23 protein-coding genes and 1 pseudogene are annotated in these 23,821 nt (G+C 34.1%); 1 reads left to right on the top strand and 23 read right to left on the bottom strand.

Annotated features, from left to right (window positions below; translation table 11 throughout):
- Positions 1 to 20: 20 nt before the first annotated feature.
- The 10 genes from glyS to LBD46_01750 form a co-directional block, all read right to left on the bottom strand.
- Positions 21 to 2,135, bottom strand: a complete 2,115-nt coding sequence (gene glyS, locus LBD46_01795) for a glycine--tRNA ligase subunit beta (protein ID MDR2425911.1) — start codon at positions 2,133 to 2,135, stop codon at positions 21 to 23.
- A complete protein-coding gene (locus LBD46_01790) occupies positions 2,128 to 2,991 on the bottom strand; it encodes a glycine--tRNA ligase subunit alpha (protein ID MDR2425910.1) in 864 nt (287 codons plus the stop codon). The genes glyS and LBD46_01790 overlap by 8 nt, the downstream gene beginning before the upstream one ends.
- Positions 2,992 to 3,057: 66 nt before the next feature.
- Entirely contained in the window at positions 3,058 to 3,708 is a 651-nt protein-coding gene (gene recO, locus LBD46_01785) for a DNA repair protein RecO (protein ID MDR2425909.1), read from the bottom strand.
- Between the two features lie 3 nt (positions 3,709 to 3,711).
- Complete coding sequence (locus LBD46_01780; protein ID MDR2425908.1) at positions 3,712 to 4,974, bottom strand: hemolysin family protein; 1,263 nt, start codon at positions 4,972 to 4,974, stop codon at positions 3,712 to 3,714.
- Positions 4,971 to 5,972, bottom strand: coding sequence for a hemolysin family protein (locus tag LBD46_01775; protein MDR2425907.1), 1,002 nt, complete (start codon positions 5,970 to 5,972; stop codon positions 4,971 to 4,973). The genes LBD46_01780 and LBD46_01775 overlap by 4 nt, the downstream gene beginning before the upstream one ends.
- On the bottom strand, positions 5,960 to 6,397 hold the full coding sequence (gene ybeY, locus LBD46_01770; protein ID MDR2425906.1) for an rRNA maturation RNase YbeY: 438 nt from the start codon (positions 6,395 to 6,397) through the stop codon (positions 5,960 to 5,962). Before ybeY ends, LBD46_01775 begins: the two co-directional genes overlap by 13 nt.
- Positions 6,360 to 7,841: an HDIG domain-containing protein gene (locus LBD46_01765; protein ID MDR2425905.1), complete on the bottom strand. Its 1,482-nt coding sequence runs from the start codon at positions 7,839 to 7,841 to the stop codon at positions 6,360 to 6,362. Before LBD46_01765 ends, ybeY begins: the two co-directional genes overlap by 38 nt.
- A complete protein-coding gene (locus LBD46_01760; protein MDR2425904.1) occupies positions 7,831 to 8,829 on the bottom strand; it encodes a PhoH family protein in 999 nt (332 codons plus the stop codon). Before LBD46_01760 ends, LBD46_01765 begins: the two co-directional genes overlap by 11 nt.
- A 25-nt stretch (positions 8,830 to 8,854) precedes the next feature.
- Entirely contained in the window at positions 8,855 to 10,621 is a 1,767-nt protein-coding gene (aspS, locus tag LBD46_01755; protein ID MDR2425903.1) for an aspartate--tRNA ligase, read from the bottom strand.
- A 14-nt stretch (positions 10,622 to 10,635) separates the two neighbouring features.
- Positions 10,636 to 11,160 carry an NUDIX hydrolase gene (locus tag LBD46_01750; GenBank protein MDR2425902.1) on the bottom strand — a complete coding sequence of 175 codons (525 nt, stop codon included), beginning with the start codon at positions 11,158 to 11,160 and terminating at the stop codon, positions 10,636 to 10,638.
- 149 nt (positions 11,161 to 11,309) lie between these two features.
- Between LBD46_01750 and LBD46_01745 the strand changes: the two genes are divergently transcribed.
- Positions 11,310 to 12,944 carry a glycosyltransferase family 39 protein gene (locus LBD46_01745; protein MDR2425901.1) on the top strand — a complete coding sequence of 545 codons (1,635 nt, stop codon included), beginning with the start codon at positions 11,310 to 11,312 and terminating at the stop codon, positions 12,942 to 12,944.
- 108 nt (positions 12,945 to 13,052) lie between these two features.
- Here LBD46_01745 and LBD46_01740 read toward each other — a convergent pair whose 3' ends face one another.
- From LBD46_01740 to LBD46_01680, 13 genes and pseudogenes are all read right to left on the bottom strand, one after another.
- Entirely contained in the window at positions 13,053 to 14,669 is a 1,617-nt protein-coding gene (locus LBD46_01740; protein MDR2425900.1) for a hypothetical protein, read from the bottom strand.
- Positions 14,659 to 15,921: a UDP-N-acetylglucosamine 1-carboxyvinyltransferase gene (gene murA / locus LBD46_01735; GenBank protein MDR2425899.1), complete on the bottom strand. Its 1,263-nt coding sequence runs from the start codon at positions 15,919 to 15,921 to the stop codon at positions 14,659 to 14,661. Before murA ends, LBD46_01740 begins: the two co-directional genes overlap by 11 nt.
- Before the next feature lie 17 nt (positions 15,922 to 15,938).
- Positions 15,939 to 16,787: a peptide chain release factor N(5)-glutamine methyltransferase gene (prmC, locus tag LBD46_01730; protein MDR2425898.1), complete on the bottom strand. Its 849-nt coding sequence runs from the start codon at positions 16,785 to 16,787 to the stop codon at positions 15,939 to 15,941.
- Positions 16,788 to 16,818: 31 nt separating this feature from the next.
- Positions 16,819 to 17,883 (bottom strand): peptide chain release factor 1, encoded by a 1,065-nt coding sequence (gene prfA / locus LBD46_01725; GenBank protein ID MDR2425897.1) that lies wholly within the window; start codon positions 17,881 to 17,883, stop codon positions 16,819 to 16,821.
- A 229-nt stretch (positions 17,884 to 18,112) separates the two neighbouring features.
- Positions 18,113 to 18,301: pseudogene (rpmE, locus tag LBD46_01720) on the bottom strand (50S ribosomal protein L31).
- Positions 18,302 to 18,422: 121 nt separating this feature from the next.
- Positions 18,423 to 19,643: an ATP-binding protein gene (locus LBD46_01715; protein MDR2425896.1), complete on the bottom strand. Its 1,221-nt coding sequence runs from the start codon at positions 19,641 to 19,643 to the stop codon at positions 18,423 to 18,425.
- Between the two features lie 263 nt (positions 19,644 to 19,906).
- On the bottom strand, positions 19,907 to 21,037 hold the full coding sequence (locus tag LBD46_01710) for an ATP-binding protein (GenBank protein ID MDR2425895.1): 1,131 nt from the start codon (positions 21,035 to 21,037) through the stop codon (positions 19,907 to 19,909).
- Positions 21,038 to 21,413: 376 nt separating this feature from the next.
- Entirely contained in the window at positions 21,414 to 21,581 is a 168-nt protein-coding gene (locus LBD46_01705) for a hypothetical protein (protein MDR2425894.1), read from the bottom strand.
- A gap of 249 nt (positions 21,582 to 21,830) precedes the next feature.
- Positions 21,831 to 21,953 carry a hypothetical protein gene (locus tag LBD46_01700; GenBank protein MDR2425893.1) on the bottom strand — a complete coding sequence of 41 codons (123 nt, stop codon included), beginning with the start codon at positions 21,951 to 21,953 and terminating at the stop codon, positions 21,831 to 21,833.
- A gap of 167 nt (positions 21,954 to 22,120) precedes the next feature.
- On the bottom strand, positions 22,121 to 22,294 hold the full coding sequence (locus LBD46_01695; protein ID MDR2425892.1) for a helix-turn-helix domain-containing protein: 174 nt from the start codon (positions 22,292 to 22,294) through the stop codon (positions 22,121 to 22,123).
- Between the two features lie 201 nt (positions 22,295 to 22,495).
- Positions 22,496 to 23,077 (bottom strand): FkbM family methyltransferase, encoded by a 582-nt coding sequence (locus LBD46_01690; protein MDR2425891.1) that lies wholly within the window; start codon positions 23,075 to 23,077, stop codon positions 22,496 to 22,498.
- A gap of 8 nt (positions 23,078 to 23,085) precedes the next feature.
- Entirely contained in the window at positions 23,086 to 23,370 is a 285-nt protein-coding gene (locus LBD46_01685) for a hypothetical protein (protein ID MDR2425890.1), read from the bottom strand.
- Between the two features lie 150 nt (positions 23,371 to 23,520).
- Positions 23,521 to 23,821 (bottom strand): hypothetical protein (locus LBD46_01680; GenBank protein MDR2425889.1); only part of this gene is annotated, 301 nt, incomplete at its 5' end.

Here is a 23,821-nt window from a genome sequence, read left to right as displayed (position 1 = left end):
GGTTTTATATACAAAATATATTAATTTTGCAATGCCGAGAAATCTACAAAATTTATAAATATATTTTTTACTTTGTTTAAAAGCGCTATTCTGTTTTTTTTAATCTTTTCATCTTTATCCATGACCATGACTTTCTCAAAAAAGTTGTCTATGAGTGGTTTGAGTTCAAGTACTTTATCAAAAATTTTATCGTATTGCGCTTTTGAAAGATAATCTTCGACTTCTGACTGTGCGCTTTTGCCGGCATTATATAATTCCAGTTCGGCACTTTCTTTCATTAAAGTTTCATTTATATCTTCCGCAATCGCCGTATTCTGCTTTTTTGCCTGACTTATAATATTATTTATTCTTTTAAAAACCGAAGATATTGAAATAAAATCTTCTTTGCATTTTACATTTATTAAGGCGTCAAGTTTTGGACGCAGGGTTCCGAGCTTTTTCATTTTCTCGTGTTCCAAAGCGTTCACTACAGCTTTTACTTCATCCGCCGCATAGCCTTCGCTTTCAAGTATGTTTTCTATTCTCTGACGAAAAAATCTGCCAAGTCTTTCTGGAGCGTTTTTATATTTCGGATTGCTTTTTACATTTTCAGGAAGATAATTGAAAGTTTTTTCCAAAATGTCTGTCAAGTCATACTGCGGAAAGTTTTCTGTAATCATCCTTATAACACCTATCCCAGCTCTTCTCAGTCCATAAGGATCGGCAGAACCCGACGGTTCAATACCTATGGAGAAATTAGCGGCTAAAGTGTCTATTTTGTCAGCCAAAGATATTAAAACGGCTATTTTATTTTCAGGCAGTTTTCCGAAACTGCTTAAAGGCCAATAATGCTGTTCGACAGCATGTGCGATTTCTGCGTTTTCTCCGAGTTTAAGAGCGTATATTTTTCCCATTACTCCCTGAAGTTCGGGATATTCAAAAACCATTTCGCTCACTAGATCCGCTTTGGAAAACATAACTGCCTTATCAAGCATATTGTCATCTATGCCGATATTGAATTCATGATTTAAAAGAGATGTTATTCGTTTTATGCGTTCGATTTTTTCATAAACTGTTCCCATCTCTTTATGAAAAACAACGCCTTTAAGTTTTTCAAAATTTTCCCGAAGCCCTTTTCGTAAATCGTTATGATAAAAAAACTCAGCATCGGTAAGTCTTGCGGCTACGACTTTTTCATACCCCTCTTTAACTATATCCAAATTTCTTGAAATGCCATTTCTGACGCCGATAAAATGATTTGAAAAATTTCCGTCTTTGTCGTTGATGGCAAAACATTTTTGGCTTTTTTTCATGCATACAGTAAGAACCTCTTGGGGAAGGTCAAGGTATTTTTTGTCAAAATCACACAGCACGGCGGAAGGATATTCTACGAGATAATTTATTTCGTCTATAAGTGCTTCGTCTGCAATCACACTTCCCACATCCTTCACGGCATAATCGATGGACTTTTTTATTTCTTCTTTTCTTTCGTTTTGATCTGCGATTACGGATTTGTTCTTCATTTTTAAGAGATAATTTTCCGGAAGGTCTATAACTATTTTTCCGTTGTCGGCCGCATGAAGTCCTATAGTCCGATTGGAAGACTTAACATCGGCTATTTTAAAATTGATAATCTTTTTGCCGTAAAGGGCGGTTATGCTTCTTATCGGGCGTGCAAACCTGAACATGCTTTCTTCCCATACCATAGTCTTCGGAAAGGAAATATTTTTTATTATTTCCAAAAAAAATACGGGAAGAATTTTTTCGGTTTTTTCACCTATGATTTTTTTAACAAAACAGAGATACTCCCCTTTTTCTGTGGTTTTTATGGAAAGTTTTTCCGGTTTAATGCCATTTTTATCGGCAAAACCTACGGCCGCATGAGTAAAATTGCCTTCCGTATCTTTTGCTGCTTTTAAAGATGGTCCTAAAATTTCTTCAGTTCCGCCGGGACTTTTTTCATCAAGATTTTCTATAAATAATACAAGTCTTCTGGGTGTTGCATAAGTTTTTAACGACGCATATTTCAATCCTGCGGCACTTAAAGCTTTTGCGGCAAATTCATCGATTTGCTTTAAAGCCGGCTCTATATATAACGACGGAATCTCTTCGGTGCCTATTTCAAGAAGCGCATTTTTTATATTTTCATTAGTCATTTTTTATTACCTCTTTCTCAATCATTTTCAAATATTCCTGTGCAACTCTCTTTGCCAAAGTTCTCACTCTTAAAACATAACCGACTCTTTCGGACACGGATATGGCTCCTCTGGCATCTAAAAGATTAAACAAATGCGAACATTTCATCACGGCGTCATATGCCGGCAAAGGAAGACTCTTTTCAACAAGTTTATTTACCTGTTCTTCCCACTCGTTAAAATGTCTCTTCAACATTTCAACGTCTGCCGTTTCAAAATTGTATTTAGACCACTGTTTTTCCTCTTCCAGCCTAACTTCTTCATAAGTTACGGTATCAGACCATTGCAAATTATAAACATTGTCTTTTTTTTGTACGTACATCGCAAGCCTTTCAAGCCCATACGTTATTTCAGCTGTTATAGGATTTAAGTTGATTCCACCGCACTGTTGAAAATATGTAAACTGGGTCGCTTCCATGCCATCTATCCACACTTCCCAGCCGAGCCCCCATGCGCCTAGTGTAGGCGATTCCCAATCGTCTTCGACAAATCTTATGTCGTGTTTTTTAGGGTCAAGTCCTATCGCCTTTAAACTTTCAAGATAAATCTGCTGTATATTTTTTGGAGAAGGTTTCATAACAACCTGAAACTGATAAAAAAGCTGCATTCTGTTAGGGTTTTCTCCATAACGTCCATCGCTGGGCCTTCTTGAAGGCTCAACATAAGCAGCACTCCACGGTTTAGAACCCAAAGCTCTTAAAAAAGTTGCGGGGTTAAACGTTCCAGCTCCTTTTTCCAAATCGTAAGGCTGGTATACAAGACAGCCTTTTTTTGCCCAAAATTTTTGAAGCGTCATAATAATATCTTGAAAGTTCATATAATCTCCCGATTACCGTCAATAATGAGTAAGTATTCTAGCAAAAAAAACACATTGCAGCTACAATCAGCCGCCGATTTTTTTTAAGAATACGCTTACAGAAGGACGTTTTATATAATTCATGAGATACGTTTCAACGTAGTTCCAGATTTCATTGTCATCAAACTCACATATTTTATCGGCCTCATCGCCTGAACAGTTTGAGAATTTTTTTAATCCTTTTACAATTTTTTTATCCGGAAGAGAGCCGCTGTGTTTTATATAATCGACAAAACCATATCCTGACAATTTTAAAAACCTCAATATAAAAGCCGTTAACACTCTTTTCGGAAACTTGCAGTTCCCAAAAAGATGCCACACTCTGGCTATAAGCTCATATTTCTCTGCGTTTTCCATATTAAATGGCGCCAATTTATCGCTTATTTCGGCAGCATACAAAGCGTAAAGATTTCTTTTGAAATCAGTTTTTAACATGGTATTGTTATTTAATATGTTCGCTCCGGTTACTTTCGGACGTATGGAAGGATGTTTTTGCAAAATGGAAAATTCACTTTCTGTGAGAGGTTCAGATGCGGCAGAAAGTTTTGCTTTTATTTTTTTTGCTCCTGGAACGATGATTTGAATTTTCCCCCATTCATAAGAATAAACGGTTACAAGTTTATCCGCTTCCAAATGCGTGCCGCTGTTTAAAACAAGTCCTTTAATCAAATAATACATTTTTTATTTCCGTCTCAATATAATGCGGTTAATCTGTTTTACATCGGCATCTTGTATTTCTATTTCAATATTTTCCCATTGCGCCTTTTCGCCAGTTTGTGGTATGTCGCCAAAAATTTCTAAAACCCAACCGTTTACAGTAGCATAATCTACCTCAGGAATATTAAGATTAAGCTTATCGTTAAGATTGGCTATGGCTTCGGAGGCCTGCACGAGATATGAGCTGTCATTTAAGGCTACGATGGTCTTTTCATTCATATCAGATTCGTCATATTCGTCCCACACTTCGCCGACTATTTCTTCGATGAGATCTTCTATTGAAACTATTCCTATAGTCGAACCAAATTCATCTACGACAATCGATATATGATGGTGGCCGGTTTTAAATCCTTTAAGTATTTTGCTGACTTTTGCGTTTTCCGGAACATAATGAACGGTTCTTATCAAATCTTCTATAACTATAATATCGGAACTTCTCCACGCCACTGCAAGATCTTTACTGTATATTATCCCGACAATATTGTTTAAATTTCCTCTATAAACAGGTACTCTTGAAAATTCTGTTTCTATAATTTGCTTTATGAGATTTTCTTTACCGTCGTCAAGATTTACGGCAAATATTTCTGAACGCGGAACCATCACCTGAGATATTCTGCGTTCTGAAAAATTCATTATATTGCTTACAAGTTCTCTTGAATCATCAGGAAGTGGAGACGTGTTTTTGTTAGAAAGCAAAAAATCTATTTCATCGGCCTCTACGGAGCGTATCACTTTTTTCTTAAAAAGTTCCTTCAATATTCTATTTGATATGCTGGACAATAATATGTTCAACAATTTGAAAACTTTGCTTATTTTGATAACTGCTGGAAGAACGATAAGTCCTGTTTTTTCACAATTATATCTGGCGAAAGTTTTCGGAAAAATATTTCCGAAAATGAGTGCAAGAACTATGGACAAAGCAGGAAAAATAATCCTTAAATACCCGTTTTGAAAACCGTAATTTTCCATAATGTCGGATGCAAGAGAAGAAACAACAACGCCCATTCCCACAAGTGAAAGATTCATTCCTATCATCATCGTAGTCATTATTTCATCAGAATGAGTTTCCCAGAAAATTATATATGAATAATTCTTTGCGCATTTTTCTTTAGCTCTCCTTAGATAAGCTCCCGAAAGACTTGTAACGGCTGTTTCTGCTCCATTAAAAAACCCTAGTATCGCAAGAAGAGCCGCAAACAATATGATTTTTAAAATTATTATTGTCATTCTTCAAACTCGTATTCATCAAGAATTTCTCCGACGACTTCTTCTATTATATCCTCAAGCGTTACCATTCCGGTTATATTGTCATTCGAATCTTTTACAAAAGCTATATGTGTTTTCCCGCTTTGAAATTCTTTTAAAAGACTGTTTATTTTTTTATTTTCGCTCACAAAATATGGAGGCTTTACGAGAGAGCGGATAAAATGTCCTTTATTTTCCTGCCAGGCCCACAAAATATCTTTTATGTGCATGTAGCCTATTATATTGTCTTTTGAATTTACGTAAACTGGAATACGGCTTCTTGAGATTTCGACGGCTATATCGAGAAAAATTTCTTCGTCAAGCAATATGTCAACGGAATCTATTTCATCTAAAGGTGTCATTATTCTTTTAACGGATAAATCTCCAAACTTTAAAGTACGTTCAAGCATTCTGCTAGTATCTTTATCTATGGCGCCAGAATGGCCTCCTTCAGAAAGAAGATTTTCAACTTCTTCCATACTGAGTTCATACGATGGCATTTCGGAAGTTTTCGGCGAGAGAAATTCAGTAAGTTTTATCAATGGATACAAAAACGGCTTCATTATTCTTTCAAATTTATTGAGTATCGGCACTGAAAAAACAGTTACTTTTTCGGAATTGGTTCTGGCATAAAACTTCGGAGATATTTCTCCCACTATAAGCACGATAAAAGACGTAAGCACCCATGCGGCTAGTTCCACAATATGCCTGTTTATCATATTAAACGCGCTGGTCATTACAAAAGTCGAGAGAAAGCTTATAAGCATGTCAGCAATGACATTTACCGTCAGTATCACAATGAGAAGATAATACGGAGATTTCAGCCAGTCTGTTAAAGTCCCGGAGAGTTTTGGATTTTGTACTATAAGCTTTTTTACCCTATATTTTGACAGGCTGGTAATTCCTATTTCCGCAGCCGATATCCATGTGGAAACTGCAAGGAAGAATAATAAAAAAATAAAAGCCGTTAAAATAAGCATTTAAAAATTTTATCCTGCTTGGCAAACATTTTTGTTTTATTTTCAATATCGTAATCAGTATACCCACAAAGATGCAAAACGCCGTGTATGATGAGATAGGCTAGTTCCTGCCTCCACGTATTTCCGTATTTTTTTGCCTGTTTTTTTGAACGCTCTTTGGAAATATAAATGTCTCCTATAAATAATCGCGGTAAAATGAGAAAAGATATAACATCGGTTATTTTACGCACTTTTCTGTATTTTGCATTCATTTTTTTTATCTCTTCATCGCATATCATCACGAAATTAATCTGACAGTTTTTTATTTTTTCAGATTTCAAAACAGCTTTTGCTGCTTCAGTAAGCATAGGAATATCTTTTTTGTCAAAGCCGTTAAAATTGATTATTTCAGCGGCTTTCCGTTTCTTTATATTCAATTCTTGCATGATGTATTCCTATAAGCGACGAAATTATGCTATCACCTATTGCCTGCAAATCTTTTAAAGTAATCGGACATTCCGAAAACTGAGCATCGGTAAATTTATTATTGATAATTTTTTCGACCGTTTCTTTTATTCTTACGGCAGTTGGGTCATCAAGAGCCCTGCAAGCTGCTTCGGAAGAATCGGCAATCATAATTATTGCGGCAACTTTTGTCCTCGGTTTCGGTCCTGGATATCTGAAATTTTCCATTCTGGTATCTTTTTTAAGTTCAAGTGCTTTATGATAAAAAAAGTGTATTGTCGTGGTGCCATGATGCTGCTCAATACTGTCTATTATTGATTTGTCAAGATTGTATTTCTTTGCCAAAGCGACTCCATCTTTTATATGTGATACAAGAATTAGGCTTGACATTGTAGGCGTAAGAGGATCGTGTGGATTGGCATTCGAGCCTTGATTTTCTATAAAATATTCAGGTGCGGTCAATTTTCCTATATCATGATAATACGCGCCTACTCTGGCAAGAAGAGAATTTGCGCCGATAGCGTCTGCCGCCTTCTCTGCTATTGCTGCAGTCATAAGCGAGTGATGATAGGTTCCCGGCGCTTCAAGCATAAGCCTTTTTAATAAAGGATTATTAAAATCTGCAAGTTCTATCAATTTAATGCTTGTAGTTCTTGAAAAAAATGTTTCAAAAAACGGCATCATCGCTAAAATCAGTATGACGGCAAAAATTGCGTTTAATATTGCGTAAAATAAATTTCTTTGATAAGCCTGTACCCCGTATACATTTAAGAGAAAAAACATCGTTATAACGATGATATTTACTATTGCCACTCTGAGAAATACACTGGTAAAATCCGATCTTTTTCTTATTTTCTTTACTCCGCTCATGGCAGCTATCGAGCCGCATAACATTACAAAAAACAGTTCAAAACACATTCCTCCTATGAACGCCGCAAATAAGCTCAGAATTAATGCATATAAGAATCCTATCCTAAAAGACAAAAGCATTGCGGACATAACCACAAATGCAGATACCGGAAAAGCCATCGTATTAAGATATTTTTCCGAAAGCTGCAAAATAAAAAGAGCGATTGTAAAAAGAAGACATATTAAGACAACAGCATCATTATCGGTAAAAATCTCTTTCTCTTTTCCTTTAGTCTGGATAAGAAAAAAATATATTATCCCGCACATAAATATGATAACGGAAAGAATCGCTTTATAACCTAAGCCGAAATGAGTTGAGAGCATGAAAGACATCATCAAAGCCGCCGCAACTGCGGAAAATGCACGCGGAATTTTAATTTCTTTTGAAAGCAGATTTTTGGCATTTCTTATTGCGGGACCTTTAGGCTTTTCTTCACCAAGCCTTTTTGCCGCCGAAATAAGATAATTTCTTATTAAAAGTTTGATTCTTTCTAAAAAACTTATTTTATTGTTCATTTTTTCCTTCGTATGCTTTAACTATTTGTTTTACCAGATTATGTCTTACTATATCGCTTTTATCAAAATGTACAAATGAAATCTCATCTATATTTTTAAGTATTTTTTCAGCGGACAAAAGTCCAGAATTTTTTGGAGAAGCTATATCTATCTGCGTTCTATCGCCTGAAACGATTATTTTACTGCCGACGCCCATTCTCGTAAGAAACATTTTCATTTGTTCGGTTGTAGTGTTTTGTGCCTCATCAAGAATTATGAAAGCCTTTTCTATCGTTCTGCCTCTCATATAAGCAAGTGGCACTATTTCTATCGTCTCATCGTCTTTTAAAGCCCTGAATCTTTCAGCTCCAAGCATATAATAAAAAGCATCATAAAGAGGACGTAAGTAAGGATTTATCTTCTCATACAAATCGCCGGGAAGAAAACCGAGTTTTTCCCCTGCTTCCACAACTGGACGCGTGATGACTATTTTAGATATATTGCCATTTCTGAGCATTTTAAGCGCACATGCCACCGCCAGAAAAGTTTTTCCAGTTCCCGCCGGACCTATGGCAAAAACCATATCTTTTTGGAATATCGATTCAATGTATTTTTTTTGATTTGCTGAACGCGGCGTTATAATCCTTCCGCCATATGAAGTGTAAAGATAATCTCCGACGGCAGTTTCCGCTTTCTGCGCATATTCTGGAATAATATCATTTTTCCCTCTGCAATTATCATGCAAAAATCCGATATCTCTTAAAGCTTTATCGACTTTAGCACAGCTTCCACGCACTGATAAAGTAAATATACCGCTGCCGGCATCTTGCCTGGCAAATATCTGGACTCCATATAAGTTTTCTATACTTCTTATATTTTCATCCTGTCTACCAAGCAGAAGCAAAGCTTCTTCGGAATTTTTCAAATATATTCTTTTTGTGACCATATTTGCAGTTTTTAAAGAAAAACGTCCGACTATTTTGTTTTTCCCGCCTAAAAAAATGCGCAAAACCGCTTCTAACTCCTTGTGTAAATCAGTTTTTAGCCTGTTTTATCACTATTCTTACTCCGAGCTCTTTCAATTGTTTTTCGCTGACTCCGCTCGGGGCATTTGACATTGGATCCAAAGCTTTCTGCGTTTTTGGAAAAGCTATGACTTCTCTTATAGATTCTTCTCCCGCCAAAAGTGCGCAAAGCCTGTCAAAACCCAAAGCTACTCCTCCATGAGGCGGAGCGCCATACGTAAGCGCATCAAGCAAAAATCCAAATTTTTCTTTGGCAGCTTCATCGGAAATACCTAAAAGGGAAAAAATTTTTTTTTGTACTTCATTTTTATGTATTCTTATCGAACCGCCGCCAAGCTCAACTCCATTTAAAACAACATCATAAGCTTTAGCTTTAACATTAGCGGCATTTTCCACAGTAAGTGTTTCTCCATCTTTTGGAGAAGTAAAAGGGTGATGAAGGGCAGACCATCTTTTTTCGTCTCTGTCCCATTCGAACATCGGAAAATCGATTACCCAGAGAAAATTAAATTTATCTTTGTCTATAAGTCCCAGCTCTTTACCCATTTTCAATCTCAACACTCCAAGTCCCTGAGTAACAATTTTTTCTTCATCGGCCAAAAACACTACCAAATCGCCCGCTTTTGCGTCAAGCTTTGAAATTATCGCTTTTATCTCTTCATCTTTAAAATATTTAACGATATTAGATTCTGCTCCGCCGTTAGTGATTTTTATCCACGCAAGTCCCTTTGCCCCATACTCGCCAACGAATTTTGTAAGCCCGTCGATTTCGGAACGCGATAAACTCGCTCCTTTTGGTATGCACAAACCTCTTACTATTCCGCCTTTTGACAAAACATTTGCAAAAACACTAAAACCGCTGTCTTTAAGCTCTTTGCAAAAATCTTGGATAAGCATACCGAATCTCGTATCAGGTTTGTCTGAACCGTATTTAATCATTGCATCGGAATAACTCATTCTTTCAAACGGAACCTTAATATCGACATTGAGAACCGATTTAAAAACTCTCGAAAGCATCCTTTCTACAACATCTATAACGTCATTTTCTTCAACAAAAGACATTTCAAGGTCAACCTGTGTAAACTCAAGCTGTCTATCAGCTCTTAAATCTTCATCTCTGAAACATCTTGCCATCTGATAATATTTATCGAAACCTGCCACCATAAGAATTTGTTTAAAAATCTGCGGAGATTGAGGCAAAGCGTAAAAAGCGCCGTGATGAAGCCGCGAGGGAACCAAAAAGTCCCTTGCGCCTTCGGGTGTGGATTTACCCAAAAAAGGAGTTTCTATTTCCAAAAAACCGTCGTCATTTAAAAAATTTCTTATCTCTCTAGAAATTTTATGCCTCATTATGAAATTTTTTTGAAAGTTCAGACGGCGCATGTCAAGATAGCGGTATTTGAGTCTCAGCTCTTCAGATGTGTCCACATAATCCGATATTTCGAAAGGAAGCCCGGGAGCATTGTTGACAATTTCAAGTTCACAAACGACAAGCTCTACTTTGCCAGTGGGCATGTTCGGATTTACGGTTCCTTCAGGTCTATGCCTTATAAGACCTTTGACAGATATAACATATTCGCTGCGCAATCTTTCCGCAACAGAAAAAATTTCTTTCTTTTCCGGCTGAAAAACCACCTGAACAATACCTTCTCTGTCTCTTAAATCAATAAAAATCACTCCACCGTGGTCTCTTCTGGAATGCACCCAACCGTTTACTACAAGTTCTTTGCCGATACTGTCTTCCCTTACATCGCCGCAATAACAACTTCTCTTCATAAAAATTTTCCTTCCTATTTTAAAATGTTATCAAAATATAATAATGCGATTATAGTTTTCGAATCCATAATTTCGCCGGTTTTAACCATATTCATAGCTTTCTTAAAATCAAAAATTTCTGTCGCAACAAATTCGTCTTCATCAGGATGCTTATCACCTTTTATAAGTCCGAAAGCGACAAAAATGTGTAGAACTTCGTTTGAAAAGGCCGTCGTAGGATAAAAATCTAGCATTTTTTCTATTCTCTTAGCTTTATATCCGGTTTCTTCTTCAAGTTCCCTTTTGATGCAGTTAATAGGAGATTCGCCCGAATTAAGCTTTCCAGCAGGTATTTCATAAGTGTATCTCCCTATGGGATACCTATACTGTTTTACCAAAATAATATCTCTTTTATTCATAAGAGGAAGAACAGCGGCAGCACCAGGATGACCTAAATATTCTCTGACGGCATGTATTCCGCCGGTAAGTAAAACTTCATCACAATAAAAATCAACGGCTTTTCCTGCATATACTTTATTTTGCTTAATAAGCTTTTCCATTCTTAGTATATATCTCCTATTTACTTAATAATCTTATCATTTTTTGAGCTTCTTGCAAACTATGCCGAGTAAAAATTAAAGCTATCTATTATGAAATTTATTTTATTTATATTATAGAGAAAAATAATATATTTTTATATAATCCTACAATGGAACACATAAAACCTCTGATAAATAAATACAAATTTCAAGTTCTATCTTTTTCCATCATTTTTTTTCTCACCTATTTAATATACGGTCATACTACAAATTTCGGATTTACCTATAGTGATGATAATGCATTGATTGTAAACAGGCTTGACGAAATGGACAGCATTGTTAAAGCAAAAGATTTTATTTTCAAGCCGGTATTCAATGAAGAACCCGTTAAATTCTATAGACCTGTTTTAAATATTTCATTACTTATTGACAGTATTATCAGCGGCGGGGAATCCGGTTTCTATCACTTTTCAAATATGGTAATACACATAATATCCACTTTTTTGCTTTTATTGTTTTTAAAAGAGCTTGGATACTCTGATTCCGCTTCTTTTATTACTTCTATCTTATTTGTTGTCCATCCGGCTTTCGTATCTTCAGTGGCATGGATTCCTGGTAGAAACGATCCTCTTCTTGCAATTTTTACATTTCTCACATTTATTTATTTTATTAAAAATTTAAAAACAGGTAAAATTTTATATCTTTTATTTATGGTTATCTTTTTTACAATCGCTCTTTTTACAAAAGAAACAGCATTGGTTATTCCGTTAATACTTTTAATATATGTATTTTTGTATGAAAATACTTCTATTTTTGGCAGAAAAGTTATAATCGCTTCTATATTTTTAATATTTCCTGTCCTTTTATACTTTTTAATGAGATTTTATGTATTTAGCCACAATGGAACCTTAGATATCGATACTATAAAAGTTGCAACGAATATAATAAGAGCGTCAGGAATAAATATATGGTATTTCGGCATTATATTTTTGATAGAAAAAATTATGCTTTATCCTCAGATTTATATTCATGCACAATATCTCATCAAAGGCACTATTGTGATTATGACGCTTGTTGTTTTATGCTTAATATTTAGAAAAAAAATAAATTTTAAGCATACGCTATTTGGAACAATATGGTATATTGTATTTATCATTCCGACATACGTTGTGGCAAACAACACCTACCATACGCACAGATTATGTCTTCCTATTGTAGGGTTATTTATAGTTTTGATTGAAATAGCTTCCGTAGTACATAAAGCTTATCCGAGAGCAAAAAATATTTTTTATTCTATATTATTATTTATAGCAGTTTTTATGTCATTTTCATCGTATAAACAAAGTTTTTTTTATAAAGACAGAGAAAATTTTTGGTTGCGGGCACAAAAGGAAAATCCATCATCACCTATGGCAAATATCGGAACGGCAAAATACTATGAAAGCATAAACGATTTAGAAAATGCCGAAAAGTATGCCATACAAGCAGTCCAAAATGATCCTAGAAATAAAATGAGTTCACATCTTGCTTCGATTTATTTAAAGAAAGGATATCTTAAAAAAGCAAAATATTTGTATGAAAAAGCTTTATCTTCCAATGACAAATATAACGAATATTCTTATATAGGACTCGGTAAAGTATATATGGCCTACAATGATATGGAAAGTGCATTAAAAGTAATAAACAAAGGGCTTTCCATTATGCCTGACAGCCAAATACTAAAGAAATATCTTAGAATTTTAAACAATGAAGAGGAAGAAGAAAACAAACATATAATCATAATGAAATATAAAAGTGGTCGATAGTTTTAAAATCAAATACATAAAAATACAAAATAGAGCAAAAGAAACGATTAGGCTAAAAGAAGATTTCTTCTTTTTATCTATGCCATAGCGGAAATGTATAAATATCATTTAAAGCAATTTTGAAAGTTTGTATAATATATAAGGATTATTAGTTTCCATAATATTTATACTTGAAGAAACAACAAGCGCGCAGTTAAAAATAATGCTTATAAGCAGAAGAGACATTATCATATATTGAAACAATATTTTTTTCCAATTTTTTTTCAATATAGAATCTAAATAAAAAATCATCACAACAGCAGGTATTATAAAATAAGTGCTGAAATCAGCCGCATAACGATATATGCTTCCGAAGGTTGAAACAACCACTAAGATAAAAATACCTATTACAAAAAATCCCACAATATACTTTTTATGCCAAATAGATATGCTTTTGTCGCGGCAGAACCAAAAAACTGCCATCGATACAATCAAAAAAGGAGCCGTAAACAATAGCCCTATAACCTGTTCAAGTATTTTCCCGCGCACTATCACATAATTAATTGAAAAGTACGGAAAACCGGAAAGATAAACCGGAGGATAATAAATAAATTTCATTATCGATGAGAATGTTTCTTTCAAACTGATTTTCCAATTATATATTTCAATAACTGAAAGCTGATATTTCCCGCCAAATTCAAAAATGGAATTAAAACGTAAATAATTGTATGCCATGAGAATTATCGCATATATGATAATAGGAAAAAAATAGTAAATATATTTTTTAAAGTCTTTCTTAATGAATTTATACAAGATATATAGTTGTATAAATATGGCAAAAGCATAAAAAGGTCTGCATCCTACCGCCAAAGCTATGCTCAACCCTGCTATGAAAAGCGCAATATTTTGTCCTTTTACATTTAAGGAATCAATGTATAAAATAACAAAGAGAAAAGATAAAAGAGCAAAAAAAAGACCTCCGATTATTGCAACTTCATATACTCTTGAAAGAGTAATCAAATAACATACAACCGATGACAATCCTGCGGCCATAATGCTTAGAATCTCTATTAAAAATTTATTTTCATTTTTATTAATTTTTAATATGATTTTTTTTAAAATAATCAAAGACATGCAAAAGGAAAGAATTCCAAAAAATAAAGTAACCGAAGAATCCGAAAGAAAATGTTTTGTTATAATTTGAAACGGTAAATAAAGCATAATGACCGGAGTTATGCCGAAATATAAATAGTATTTCTCTTTAAAATAACTTAAGTCAATAATATAATCAAATCTTTTAAAGTCCAAATTTTTATTGAGTTCTTGTGAATCGTAAGGATTATTCAAAGACTTCAATTTTTCAGAAGGTTCTATGGGCATGAATAATTTGCCGCTTTTAAAAGACGCAGCCAAAAAATTATAATAATTTTTGCCTGAATATAATGTAACCGAAGTATTTTTTGATGGAATAAAATTTTTAGGATAAAAAGATGATAAAGAAATAAAACAATAAAAAAATATTACAGCAATAACGGGCATAAGCAACAATGCATGCCTTATACCTTTGCTGTCACCAAATAAAATATATGCACAATATAATAAAGAAATAAAAGAAAAAATAAACAAAATATATTTATTTAATGAAGGCAATATAAAGAGGAGAGTAACAGTCGAAAGAAAGAGAATTAAAAATAGAATATGTCTGTTAAACGCATTTAAAATATTACCGCTTATCTCATTTTTCACTTTCCACTCTTTTGATGTCGGCGCCAAGTTTTTTGAGTTTTCTTTCGAGAAATTCGTAACCTCTGTCTAAATGATATATTCTGGAAATCGCGCTTTTTCCTTCCGCAGCAAGACCTGCCAGCACCAACGCGGCACCCGCTCTTAAATCCGAAACCATTACCGGCGCAGCCGATAATTTATCAACGCCTTTTATATTTACGACTTTTCCATCAACAGTTAAATCCGCTCCGAATCTTTGAAGTTCGGCAACATGTAAAAACCTATTTTCAAATACGTTTTCTTTAACACATGATTTACCTTTCAACAGGCACATTAAAGCCGTCCATTGAGCCTGAACATCGGTAGGAAATCCGGGATAAACTTCGGTGCTTATATTGCAGCGCTTCAAATTTCTTACCCATTTTACAAAAATCGTATTTTTGGTTTCTTTTATATGCATTCCACACTTTTTTAATTTGTCTGTTATCGCTTTTAAATGTTTTGGATTTACATTCTCCAAAAGTATTTCGCCTTTTGTGATTGCGGCCGCAATCAAATATGTGGCAGCTTCGATTCTGTCGGGTATAACGCTATGTTTTACTCCGTGAAGCTTTGTCACTCCTTCAATTAATATGGTTTTACTACCGGCTCCAGATATTTTCGCACCCATTTTTTTAAGCATGTCAGCCAAATCAACGATTTCCGGTTCTTTTGCCGCATTAATGATTTTTGTTTTTCCTTTGGCAAAAACGGCGGCCAGCAAAATATTTTCCGTAGCTCCAACGCTTGGAAAGCTAAACTCGATTTCGTTTCCACAAAGCCCTTTTTGCGCTGCAGTTTTTACGTATCCTCCTTCAACTTCTATATCTGCGCCGAGTTTTTTAAAAGCTTCAAGATGTATATCAATCGGTCTTGCACCTATAGCGCACCCGCCGGGAAGAGAAACGTCAACTTTGTTAAGACGCGCTAAAAGCGGACCCATAATCAAAACGCTTGCCCTCATTTTTCTTACAAGATCATACGGGGCTATATGTTTATACTTTCCAGAAGACAGAGAGCTGATTTTAGAACCGTTCTTCAGCATTTTTTTTCCAATAAAATTTAAAAAATCTACTGTAGTATTTATATCGGCTAAAGACGGAACATTTTCAATCGTACACGGTTCGTCTGTTAGAAGGGTAGCAAAAAGAATTGGAAGCGACGAATTTTTAGATCCTGAAATTTTGACCGTACCTTTTAACTTCCTGCCGCCATTAATAATAATTTTATCCATCTATCTTCCTTTTTACCTTACAAACATGCTTTAAGTACCCTTGGCAAATGAGAATAATCTTCAATTATCTCTATATTTTTAAAATTATTCTGTTTAAAAATCTTTTCTATTTCTTTTGAAAGGTTTGCATTAAGTTCTACAAAAATGCAGCCTTTACCACTCAAATATTTGTGCACTTTTGAAGCTATATATTTATAAAAAAATAACCCTTTATCTTCGGCCAGCAATGCAGTTTTAGGCTCGAATCTAAGTTCGGGTTCAAGTGTTTCATATTCCGCACGTGAAATGTAAGGAGGATTTGAAACTATACAATCAAACTTTACATTTTCAAGCGCTTCAAACATATCGCTTATAATAAATTCAATATTTTTTACCGAATTGAAAACAGCATTTTCTTTAGCAGTCATTAAAGCATCAAGACTTATGTCAACCGCATAAATTTTTCTAAAATCTCCTAATTTTGACAAACTTACTGCAATACAACCTGAACCCGTACATAGATCCAAAATCGTTTCCGCTTTATTTATCTTTGATATGTTTAAAACATTTTCAACAAGCAGTTCGGTTTCAGCTCTAGGTATCAAAACACATTTATTAACTTTAAATTCTAATCCCATAAAACCGCAATAACCGGTGATATAAGCCGCAGGTTCGCGTTTTGACCGTCTTAAAATATACTCATCAAACAGTTCCGCTTCCTTTTCACCGACTTTCTGTTCTCTTATCAAAGTAAGTTGTGAACGTTTGACTTTCAATACAGAACTAAGAAGATATGCGGCATCGGCTTTAGGATCTGGCAGATTGTTTGATTTTAAAAATGTTTCGCCGCTTTTAAGCAGGCTGTAAACACTTGCATTGTCCACCATACATTTCTCCGCAGCAAGCCGTTACATCAGTTTAATTTGCTGCCAGATTGGCTTGAGCATCGTCATCGATAAGTTTATTGGATAGTTCAGCCAAATCCCCGTCCATCACTTCGGTAATATTGTATACGCTGTATCCTATGCGGTGATCTGTTATTCTATTTTGCGGAAAATTATAAGTTCGTATTTTCTCAGATCTGTCTCCACTTCCTACCTGCTGCTTTCTTTCGCTGGAAAGTTGTTTTTCATGCTCAAGCAGCTTTTGTTCGTAAAGTTTTGCCCTTAAAACTTTAAAAGCTTTTGCCCTGTTTTTTATCTGGCTTCTTTCATCTTGGCAGGCAACAACAAGACCAGTAGGCAAATGAGTTATTCGAATAGCCGAATCAGTTTTGTTAACATGTTGCCCGCCTGCGCCTGAAGCTCTGTAAGTGTCTATACGCAAATCTTCTATTTTAATTTCAACATCGACGTCTTCAGCCTCGGGAAGAACTGCAACCGTAACAGCCGACGTATGAACCCTGCCGGAAGCTTCAGTTTCAGGAACGCGCTGAACCCTGTGCGCACCCCTTTCAAATTTCATATAACGCCACACTTTATTTCCACTGATTTCAAAAATAACTTCTTTATATCCGCCAAGTCCAGTAGGATTTGAATCCATAATTTCAAATTTCCACCCGTTCCTTTCGGCATATCTCGTATACATTCTAAACAAATCTCCGACAAACAGTGCGGCTTCCTCTCCTCCTGTGCCTGCACGTATTTCGACGATAATATTTTTATTTTCATTTGGATCGGGCGGAAGAAGAAGAATTTTAATTTCAGAATCCAATTTCTCCCTTTCAGCCGACAGCTCGTCATATTCCGTCTGAGCCATTTCTCTTATTTCAGCATCATCAGACTTTTTCAATTCTTCTGCGCCTTGCATATCTGAAATAAGTTTATCGTATTCGTAATATTTTTCCGAAAGAGGTTTAAGATACGAATGCTGTTTTGTAAGTTCGCGATATTGTTCCTTATCAGCGATAACAGATGAATCGCTTAGCTTTTTTTCAACTTCTTTAAACCGTTCGTTTAATAATTTTAATTTTTCATGAAACATATTTTTACCAACGCACCTAAAAAATATGACAGAACCGGAAAAGATTTTCCAGTTCTGTCTTAATAAATGTTTTTATCGTCTACTTTTCTTTTTTAGTGTCTTTTTCTTTTTTTACTGTTACTTTTGCTCTTTTTGGAGAAGTCGTCAAAATCTTACTCGAAGTTTTTCTAGGAATAGAAACAGCTTTTTCAACTTTCTTTCTCACTACGGTTTTTCCGTTAGTTTTTGCAAAACGTTTTTGGAATTTTTCTACTCTTCCAGCGGTGTCTATAAGTTTTTGTTTTCCAGTAAAAAATGGATGACAGTTCGAACAAATTTCAAGTTTTATAACGGGCTTTGTGGAACGGGTTTTAAAAGTATAACCACATGCACAAGACACCGTACATTCTTCATATTTGGGGTGAATTGCTTCTTTCATTTTGAAAACATCTCCTTTTTTATTAAAAAATTGATATTCAATTATGCAATATTTTTATTTTTTAGTCAAATATTTGTAGGATATCGCAATTAAAATAAATAATTGCTGCACAAATCATTTTTTATATTTCCCAAATCGGGATTGAAACTATTTCACGGGATAAAGGAACCCTTTCATTTTTAAAACATAGTATTGCTCCTGTACCTGTTATTTTGCCTAATTTTCCTATTTGGCTGAAAGCTTTAACGTCTAACAAGCTTGGATTTGCTGTCTTTTTAATTTCTATAGGATAAATAGTTCCGTTTTCTTCAAGCAAAATATCAATTTCATTTTGATTAAAGTCCCTATAAAAGTAGATTAAAGGTTCTTTCCCATTATGCAAATATGATTTTAAAATTTCTCCGATAACATATGTTTCAAGCATATGCCCTGCCATAGCCCCGTTCATTAATGTTTCGGGAGATGTCCATCGCGTAAGATATGCGGCTAAACCCGTATCCAAAAAATACATCTTCGGAGTTTTTATTATGCGCTTTGTCACATTAGGAAAATATGGCTTTAGCAAATAAACTAAGCCTGAACGTTCAAGAACACCAAGCCAAGTTTGAGCTGTTTTATTATCTATTCCTGCGTCTTTGGCTAAAGAAGCATAGTTAAGCAAATTTCCTGTTTGCGCAGCTACTATCGATATAAAATTGAAGAACTGTATGGGTTTTTCAATATTGTAAAAATCTTTAACATCTCTTTCTATATATGTTTGAATATACGACGAATAATATCTTTCCCTGTCAAGTTTTTTATTGACGATTAACTCAGGAAGCGACCCTTCCCATATTGTCTCATATATATTTTTGATATTTTGTTTTGTAATTTGATTTATTGTCATTAACGACGGGATAAAAGGGATGGATTTAAACGCGTTAGCGGTTTTTTCTTTATATGACAAACCCATCAAGTCAAAGATGCCGACCCTGCCTGCCAAAGATTCTTGTATTCCTTCCATTAAACGAAATTTCTGAGAGCCTGTAAGCCAAAAAGCGCCTTTTTCATCTTTATGTTTGTCCGTATAAATTTTTATATACGGAAACAGCTCTGGAGCATATTGAACTTCATCAATAATTATCGGCGGGTGATACTGCTGCAAAAACAGCTCAGGATCCTCTTTTGCAAGTTTTCTTAATCTTATGTCATCAAGTGTTACGGTTTTTCTTCCTGAACCTTTAGCTAAAAATTCAAATAATGACGATTTTCCAACTTGCCTTTGTCCCGTCAGAAGCAAAACTTTAAAAGCCTCGGATGATTTTTTGATTATCGGAGATAAGGTTCTGTCCAAATTATTCATCAATGACCTCTTTGTATAATATGGAAGTTTATTCCATATTATACAAAAGTATTTTTAGAAATTGAAGCGGCAAATAATTTTGATGCGGCATTTTGCAATTCAAAATAGGATAGATATATAAACACTGCTTTTTATTATTTTGACAATTTATATATAAATATTAACTTATAAAATTTATTTGCAGTCTCCATAAAATTATTTTCCGTCTATTTTTTATTGTTTTTGGAATAACCTTATTAAATAATTTGATGTGTCACCTCTGCTTACAGCAGAAAATCAGCCCAATTGTCTTTGTTTATTGTTTTAACGCTTGAGTTTTGATAAGCCGCCAAAAAGTTTTTGGGAGATTTTGCAGTTTCTTTGCCGAATTTAAATTCATATCCGTCAAATTTACCGTCATACTCTTCCACGTAATCAATTTCTTCGCCCGAGTATGTTCTGTAGAAATATTGGTTTACGTTTCTCATTTTTATCTGATTTAATTTTTTGCGTTCCAAAATGCAGAAATTTTCCCAAATGGCACCGGTATCATTTCGTAAATTTAAAGGAGCAAAAGACTGTATAAGAGTATTTCTTATTCCTAAATCATAAAAGTAAATTTTTACTGATTTAGATATTTCATTTCTTTTATTTCTGCTTAAAGAATGTAATTTAAAAAGAACAAAACATTTTTCTAATACATCAATGTAATTTCTTACAGTAATGCGGTTTAACCCCATTTTCTGCCCTATTTCCGTGTAAGAAACTTCGCTGCCTATCTGCAAAGCCGTCAACTGCAATAACTCTAAAAGCTGATGCGGATTCTTAAATTTTTCATACATCAAAATATCCTTATACAGATAACTGCCTGCCAATGAGTTAAGAAAAATTTCCGCGCTGTCTTTTGCTTTACCATATATTTCAGGGTAAGTTCCTCTTATAAGAATATTTTCTAAGTTTCCCGAGACATTTACAAAACCGTTTGCAGACGATATTTCTCTTATTGAAAAGGGATAAAGTATAAAAGACAATGCTCGGCCAGTAAGAGGTTCGGATAATTTATTTGCTAAGTCAAAACTTGATGAGCCTGTGGCAATAATTTGCACTTGAGGGATATGGTCATAAATAATTTTAAGAGTTTTTCCTATATCTTTTATTGTTTGAGCTTCATCTAAAACTATAAAGTCTTTATCTCCGATAATTTGTTTTAAAGACGCGGCATTGGTTGTTTCAAAAAGGAGCTTAACGGAAATATCATCGCAGTCAAAATACTGCGACTTTTTTATTTTTGAATATTTTTCAAGGATTTGTTTGCTTAATGTGGTTTTTCCTACTTGTCTTGCGCCGTAAATTAAAACTATCTTATTTTTAAATAGCCAGCGCTCTATGGTTTGCTGTAAATCTCGTATTATCATTTTTTAATCCAAAAATAATATTATATTATTGTTTTTTGTATGAAATTTGATATTATAATATCAAATTTCATACAAAAAATCAAATTAGCAGAATCGATATATATAACACACTGCTTTTTATTATTTTTACAATTTGCATATAAATATTAACTACAGAATTTATTTGCAGTCTACATAAAATTATTTTCCATTTATGTTTTTTATTGTTTTTGGAATAATTTTATTAAATTGTTTTCAATATGAAGAGATGCCGGGCATATACCGATGCATTATAGCTTGCCGCTGTATATTTCTTCAAGTTTTTCAAGTCGCCATTTTTCTACTACTGTATTTATAATATCTATAAAATCCATAAATTATTGATTTTATTTTTTTGCTATACATTTGTCAACGCTTTCAAAAAATGGCCAGCTACAAAACCTATGTCAAGAATTTTTGCATTCTTGTCCTTAGGTAATTCTTCTAAGAAAATTTGCGGCAGTCTAAAATTTTCATAATCGTCAAATTTTACACGACGAGCGTCAAAATACGATGACATTTGCATAATTGCTCCTTTCATTTAAAAATTTCAATTGCATTTTCACAGTTTTTGCTTACAAATTCATACATAAGATTTATTGTTTTAGATGTCTTTTCAAACTGCTCAAGGTTTTTTATTTCTTTTTTCAATATATCGGGCAGCACTGCGCTTTGGCGTAAAATAGTTTCTTTGATTAACTTGAAAGAAACATCCACATTTTTGCAAAACTCTTCAAAATCTTTTTTTCAAGCAAAGCAAAATCATTGTCGGGGTTTATTGCGTATTTTTGGGTGCAAATTTCCTTGACGATTGGTTTTCAGGTAATAATCCATCAAAATATCCGAAACATTCATCGTTATTAAAAAGCTTTTGTCCGATAGGAAGGCTTAAAGACAAAATGTTTTGAGCATTGATTAAATATGAAAAATTTATATCTCCTGACTTATTTTACATCAGAGTTCCGATAATATTATTGTGCAGATAAATTTTTAGCCTTTTTTGTTCCATTTGTTTTAAGATTTAGAATGTTTTCTTTTTTCCACAAGGATATCTATTCCAAGCGCCTATATTACAAGCAAGTCCTTGCCAAAATGCAAAGTTTGTTTTCCATTTTCCAAATCAACGATAAATCTTAAACCCACGCAGCTTGCCAGCGCAAGCTGCGTTTGAGTAAGTCCTTGATTTTTGCGTTCTGTTTTTATAAACGAGCCTAATTTTTTTAATGAGTTTATAATCATAATTTTTACTGTTCGGTAAAAATTTTAACAGAGACTTTGTCTTATCCTATTAACAGTCAACACATGAAAAGACAGTTATAGCAGCGAATGAATAGTTAATGTGCGCAGCACAGCCTCGCTTATAATAGCGGCTATCGCACTTTGCACAAAAACTCAGTACAAAGACGCCATGCCTACTTTTTAATAATCAAATTCAATCGGCTATGCTTTTACCGCATAAATCAGGCCAATTTCTTTTGATGAATATTTTGAAAAGGATATAAAATTATATTTATTCAAGATATCTAAAAGATAAGATTCTCCTTTAAAATGCCATTCTAATATTATGTAATTAATATTATTGAGAAGTCCCGTTTTATCAAGAGAATCTAATATGTCATACTCCGAGCCTTCGCAGTCAATTTTTAACAGAATTTTATTTTGTTTGTGGTTTTTAAGAATGTCTGAAATTACGGATGAAGCGTCTTTTAAATGAACAGTTTCAATGGAAGCTGCCCCTCCCCTACGAACACCCCAGCTTTTTGCATTTTTGAGATTGTCGTTGCCTTCGGTCGTTGACATAGAACCACTGGCTTCAAAATAAAACGGCATGTCTATAGTTTTATCACAACCCGATAAGCCGTAATTAAAAGGTTTTATTTTGCCGCCGCTTATTTCTTTATTTAAGCCGATATTATAGAGGGCTTGTTCATAAGTTTGTTTGAAAGGTTCATACGAGTAAATAACTTCGGTATTTGTATACGCCGCAAAATAAATTGAAGCCAATCCTATATTCATTCCTATATCTATAACTACGCATTTATCCGAAAGATTATTTTTTTATATACCTGCTCGTAAAAAATTTCATATACGACGGCAAGATTACTAATATTGTCTATCCAAAACGAAAAACCGTGTTTTTGAAGAACAATTATTAAGTTATTATCTTTTATGTCAAAAACGGCGCCCATATCAAGTATGCTTCTTCTTACAAAGCGAGGATATTTAATAAACAACAGCAGAGATTTAAAATTTAAACTTTTGCAATAAAGGGGAATATTTTTGACGTCTTTGACTAACTTTTTCAGAAATGACATAAACACTCCTTTAAATTAGAATTCAATCGGTATATCTTCTTTAGTGTTGTCGCATATGGATAATCAAGACCTTTTACAGGATAATTAAGCGATGATGGCAATACTTGTTTTTTCATCATATTTTTGTTTATAAACGTTATTTCTAAAGTTTTAGGAAGTTTTGTTACATAAATTAAGCCGCCAAAGGTTTGCATGTATGTGGGCAATATAAAAGCTGTTCATCAGCAAATCCATTATTTCGGTAAATTTTACAGCTGCAATATCTAATTCATGGAATTCTACTGCCAGACCGTTTATTTTATTAAAATATGGAGCCAGCTGCGGCAGAGTTCTGTATTCATAATTATCGATGTCCATTTTTATAAAAATAGACAAATTTTTTGGGGGGCGGCCCCCGCGCCCCCACGAGCGCGTCGGAATATAAAGATCATAAGTGGAGAAGAATATGAAG

Origin of the sequence: Candidatus Endomicrobium procryptotermitis (assembly GCA_031279415.1) — a bacterium.
GTDB classification, from domain to species: domain Bacteria; phylum Elusimicrobiota; class Endomicrobiia; order Endomicrobiales; family Endomicrobiaceae; genus Endomicrobium_B; species Endomicrobium_B procryptotermitis.
This window is presented reverse-complemented; position numbering and strand designations above follow the sequence as displayed.

Bases quoted from the DNA above. Each gene is read 5' to 3' on its own strand.
- glyS (MDR2425911.1), bottom strand. From the start codon at position 2,135: ATGACTAATGAAAATATAAAAAATGCGCTTCTTGAAATAGGCACCGAA.
- LBD46_01790 (MDR2425910.1), bottom strand. From the start codon at position 2,991: ATGAACTTTCAAGATATTATTATGACGCTTCAAAAATTTTGGGCAAAA.
- recO (MDR2425909.1), bottom strand. From the start codon at position 3,708: ATGTATTATTTGATTAAAGGACTTGTTTTAAACAGCGGCACGCATTTG.
- LBD46_01780 (MDR2425908.1), bottom strand. From the start codon at position 4,974: ATGACAATAATAATTTTAAAAATCATATTGTTTGCGGCTCTTCTTGCG.
- LBD46_01775 (MDR2425907.1), bottom strand. From the start codon at position 5,972: ATGCTTATTTTAACGGCTTTTATTTTTTTATTATTCTTCCTTGCAGTT.
- ybeY (MDR2425906.1), bottom strand. From the start codon at position 6,397: ATGCAAGAATTGAATATAAAGAAACGGAAAGCCGCTGAAATAATCAAT.
- LBD46_01765 (MDR2425905.1), bottom strand. From the start codon at position 7,841: ATGAACAATAAAATAAGTTTTTTAGAAAGAATCAAACTTTTAATAAGA.
- aspS (MDR2425903.1), bottom strand. From the start codon at position 10,621: ATGAAGAGAAGTTGTTATTGCGGCGATGTAAGGGAAGACAGTATCGGC.
- LBD46_01750 (MDR2425902.1), bottom strand. From the start codon at position 11,160: ATGGAAAAGCTTATTAAGCAAAATAAAGTATATGCAGGAAAAGCCGTT.
- LBD46_01745 (MDR2425901.1), top strand. From the start codon at position 11,310: ATGGAACACATAAAACCTCTGATAAATAAATACAAATTTCAAGTTCTA.
- murA (MDR2425899.1), bottom strand. From the start codon at position 15,921: ATGGATAAAATTATTATTAATGGCGGCAGGAAGTTAAAAGGTACGGTC.
- prmC (MDR2425898.1), bottom strand. From the start codon at position 16,787: ATGGTGGACAATGCAAGTGTTTACAGCCTGCTTAAAAGCGGCGAAACA.
- prfA (MDR2425897.1), bottom strand. From the start codon at position 17,883: ATGTTTCATGAAAAATTAAAATTATTAAACGAACGGTTTAAAGAAGTT.
- LBD46_01715 (MDR2425896.1), bottom strand. From the start codon at position 19,643: ATGAATAATTTGGACAGAACCTTATCTCCGATAATCAAAAAATCATCC.
- LBD46_01710 (MDR2425895.1), bottom strand. From the start codon at position 21,037: ATGATAATACGAGATTTACAGCAAACCATAGAGCGCTGGCTATTTAAA.
- LBD46_01705 (MDR2425894.1), bottom strand. From the start codon at position 21,581: ATGCAAATGTCATCGTATTTTGACGCTCGTCGTGTAAAATTTGACGAT.
- LBD46_01695 (MDR2425892.1), bottom strand. From the start codon at position 22,294: ATGATTATAAACTCATTAAAAAAATTAGGCTCGTTTATAAAAACAGAA.
- LBD46_01685 (MDR2425890.1), bottom strand. From the start codon at position 23,370: ATGTCATTTCTGAAAAAGTTAGTCAAAGACGTCAAAAATATTCCCCTT.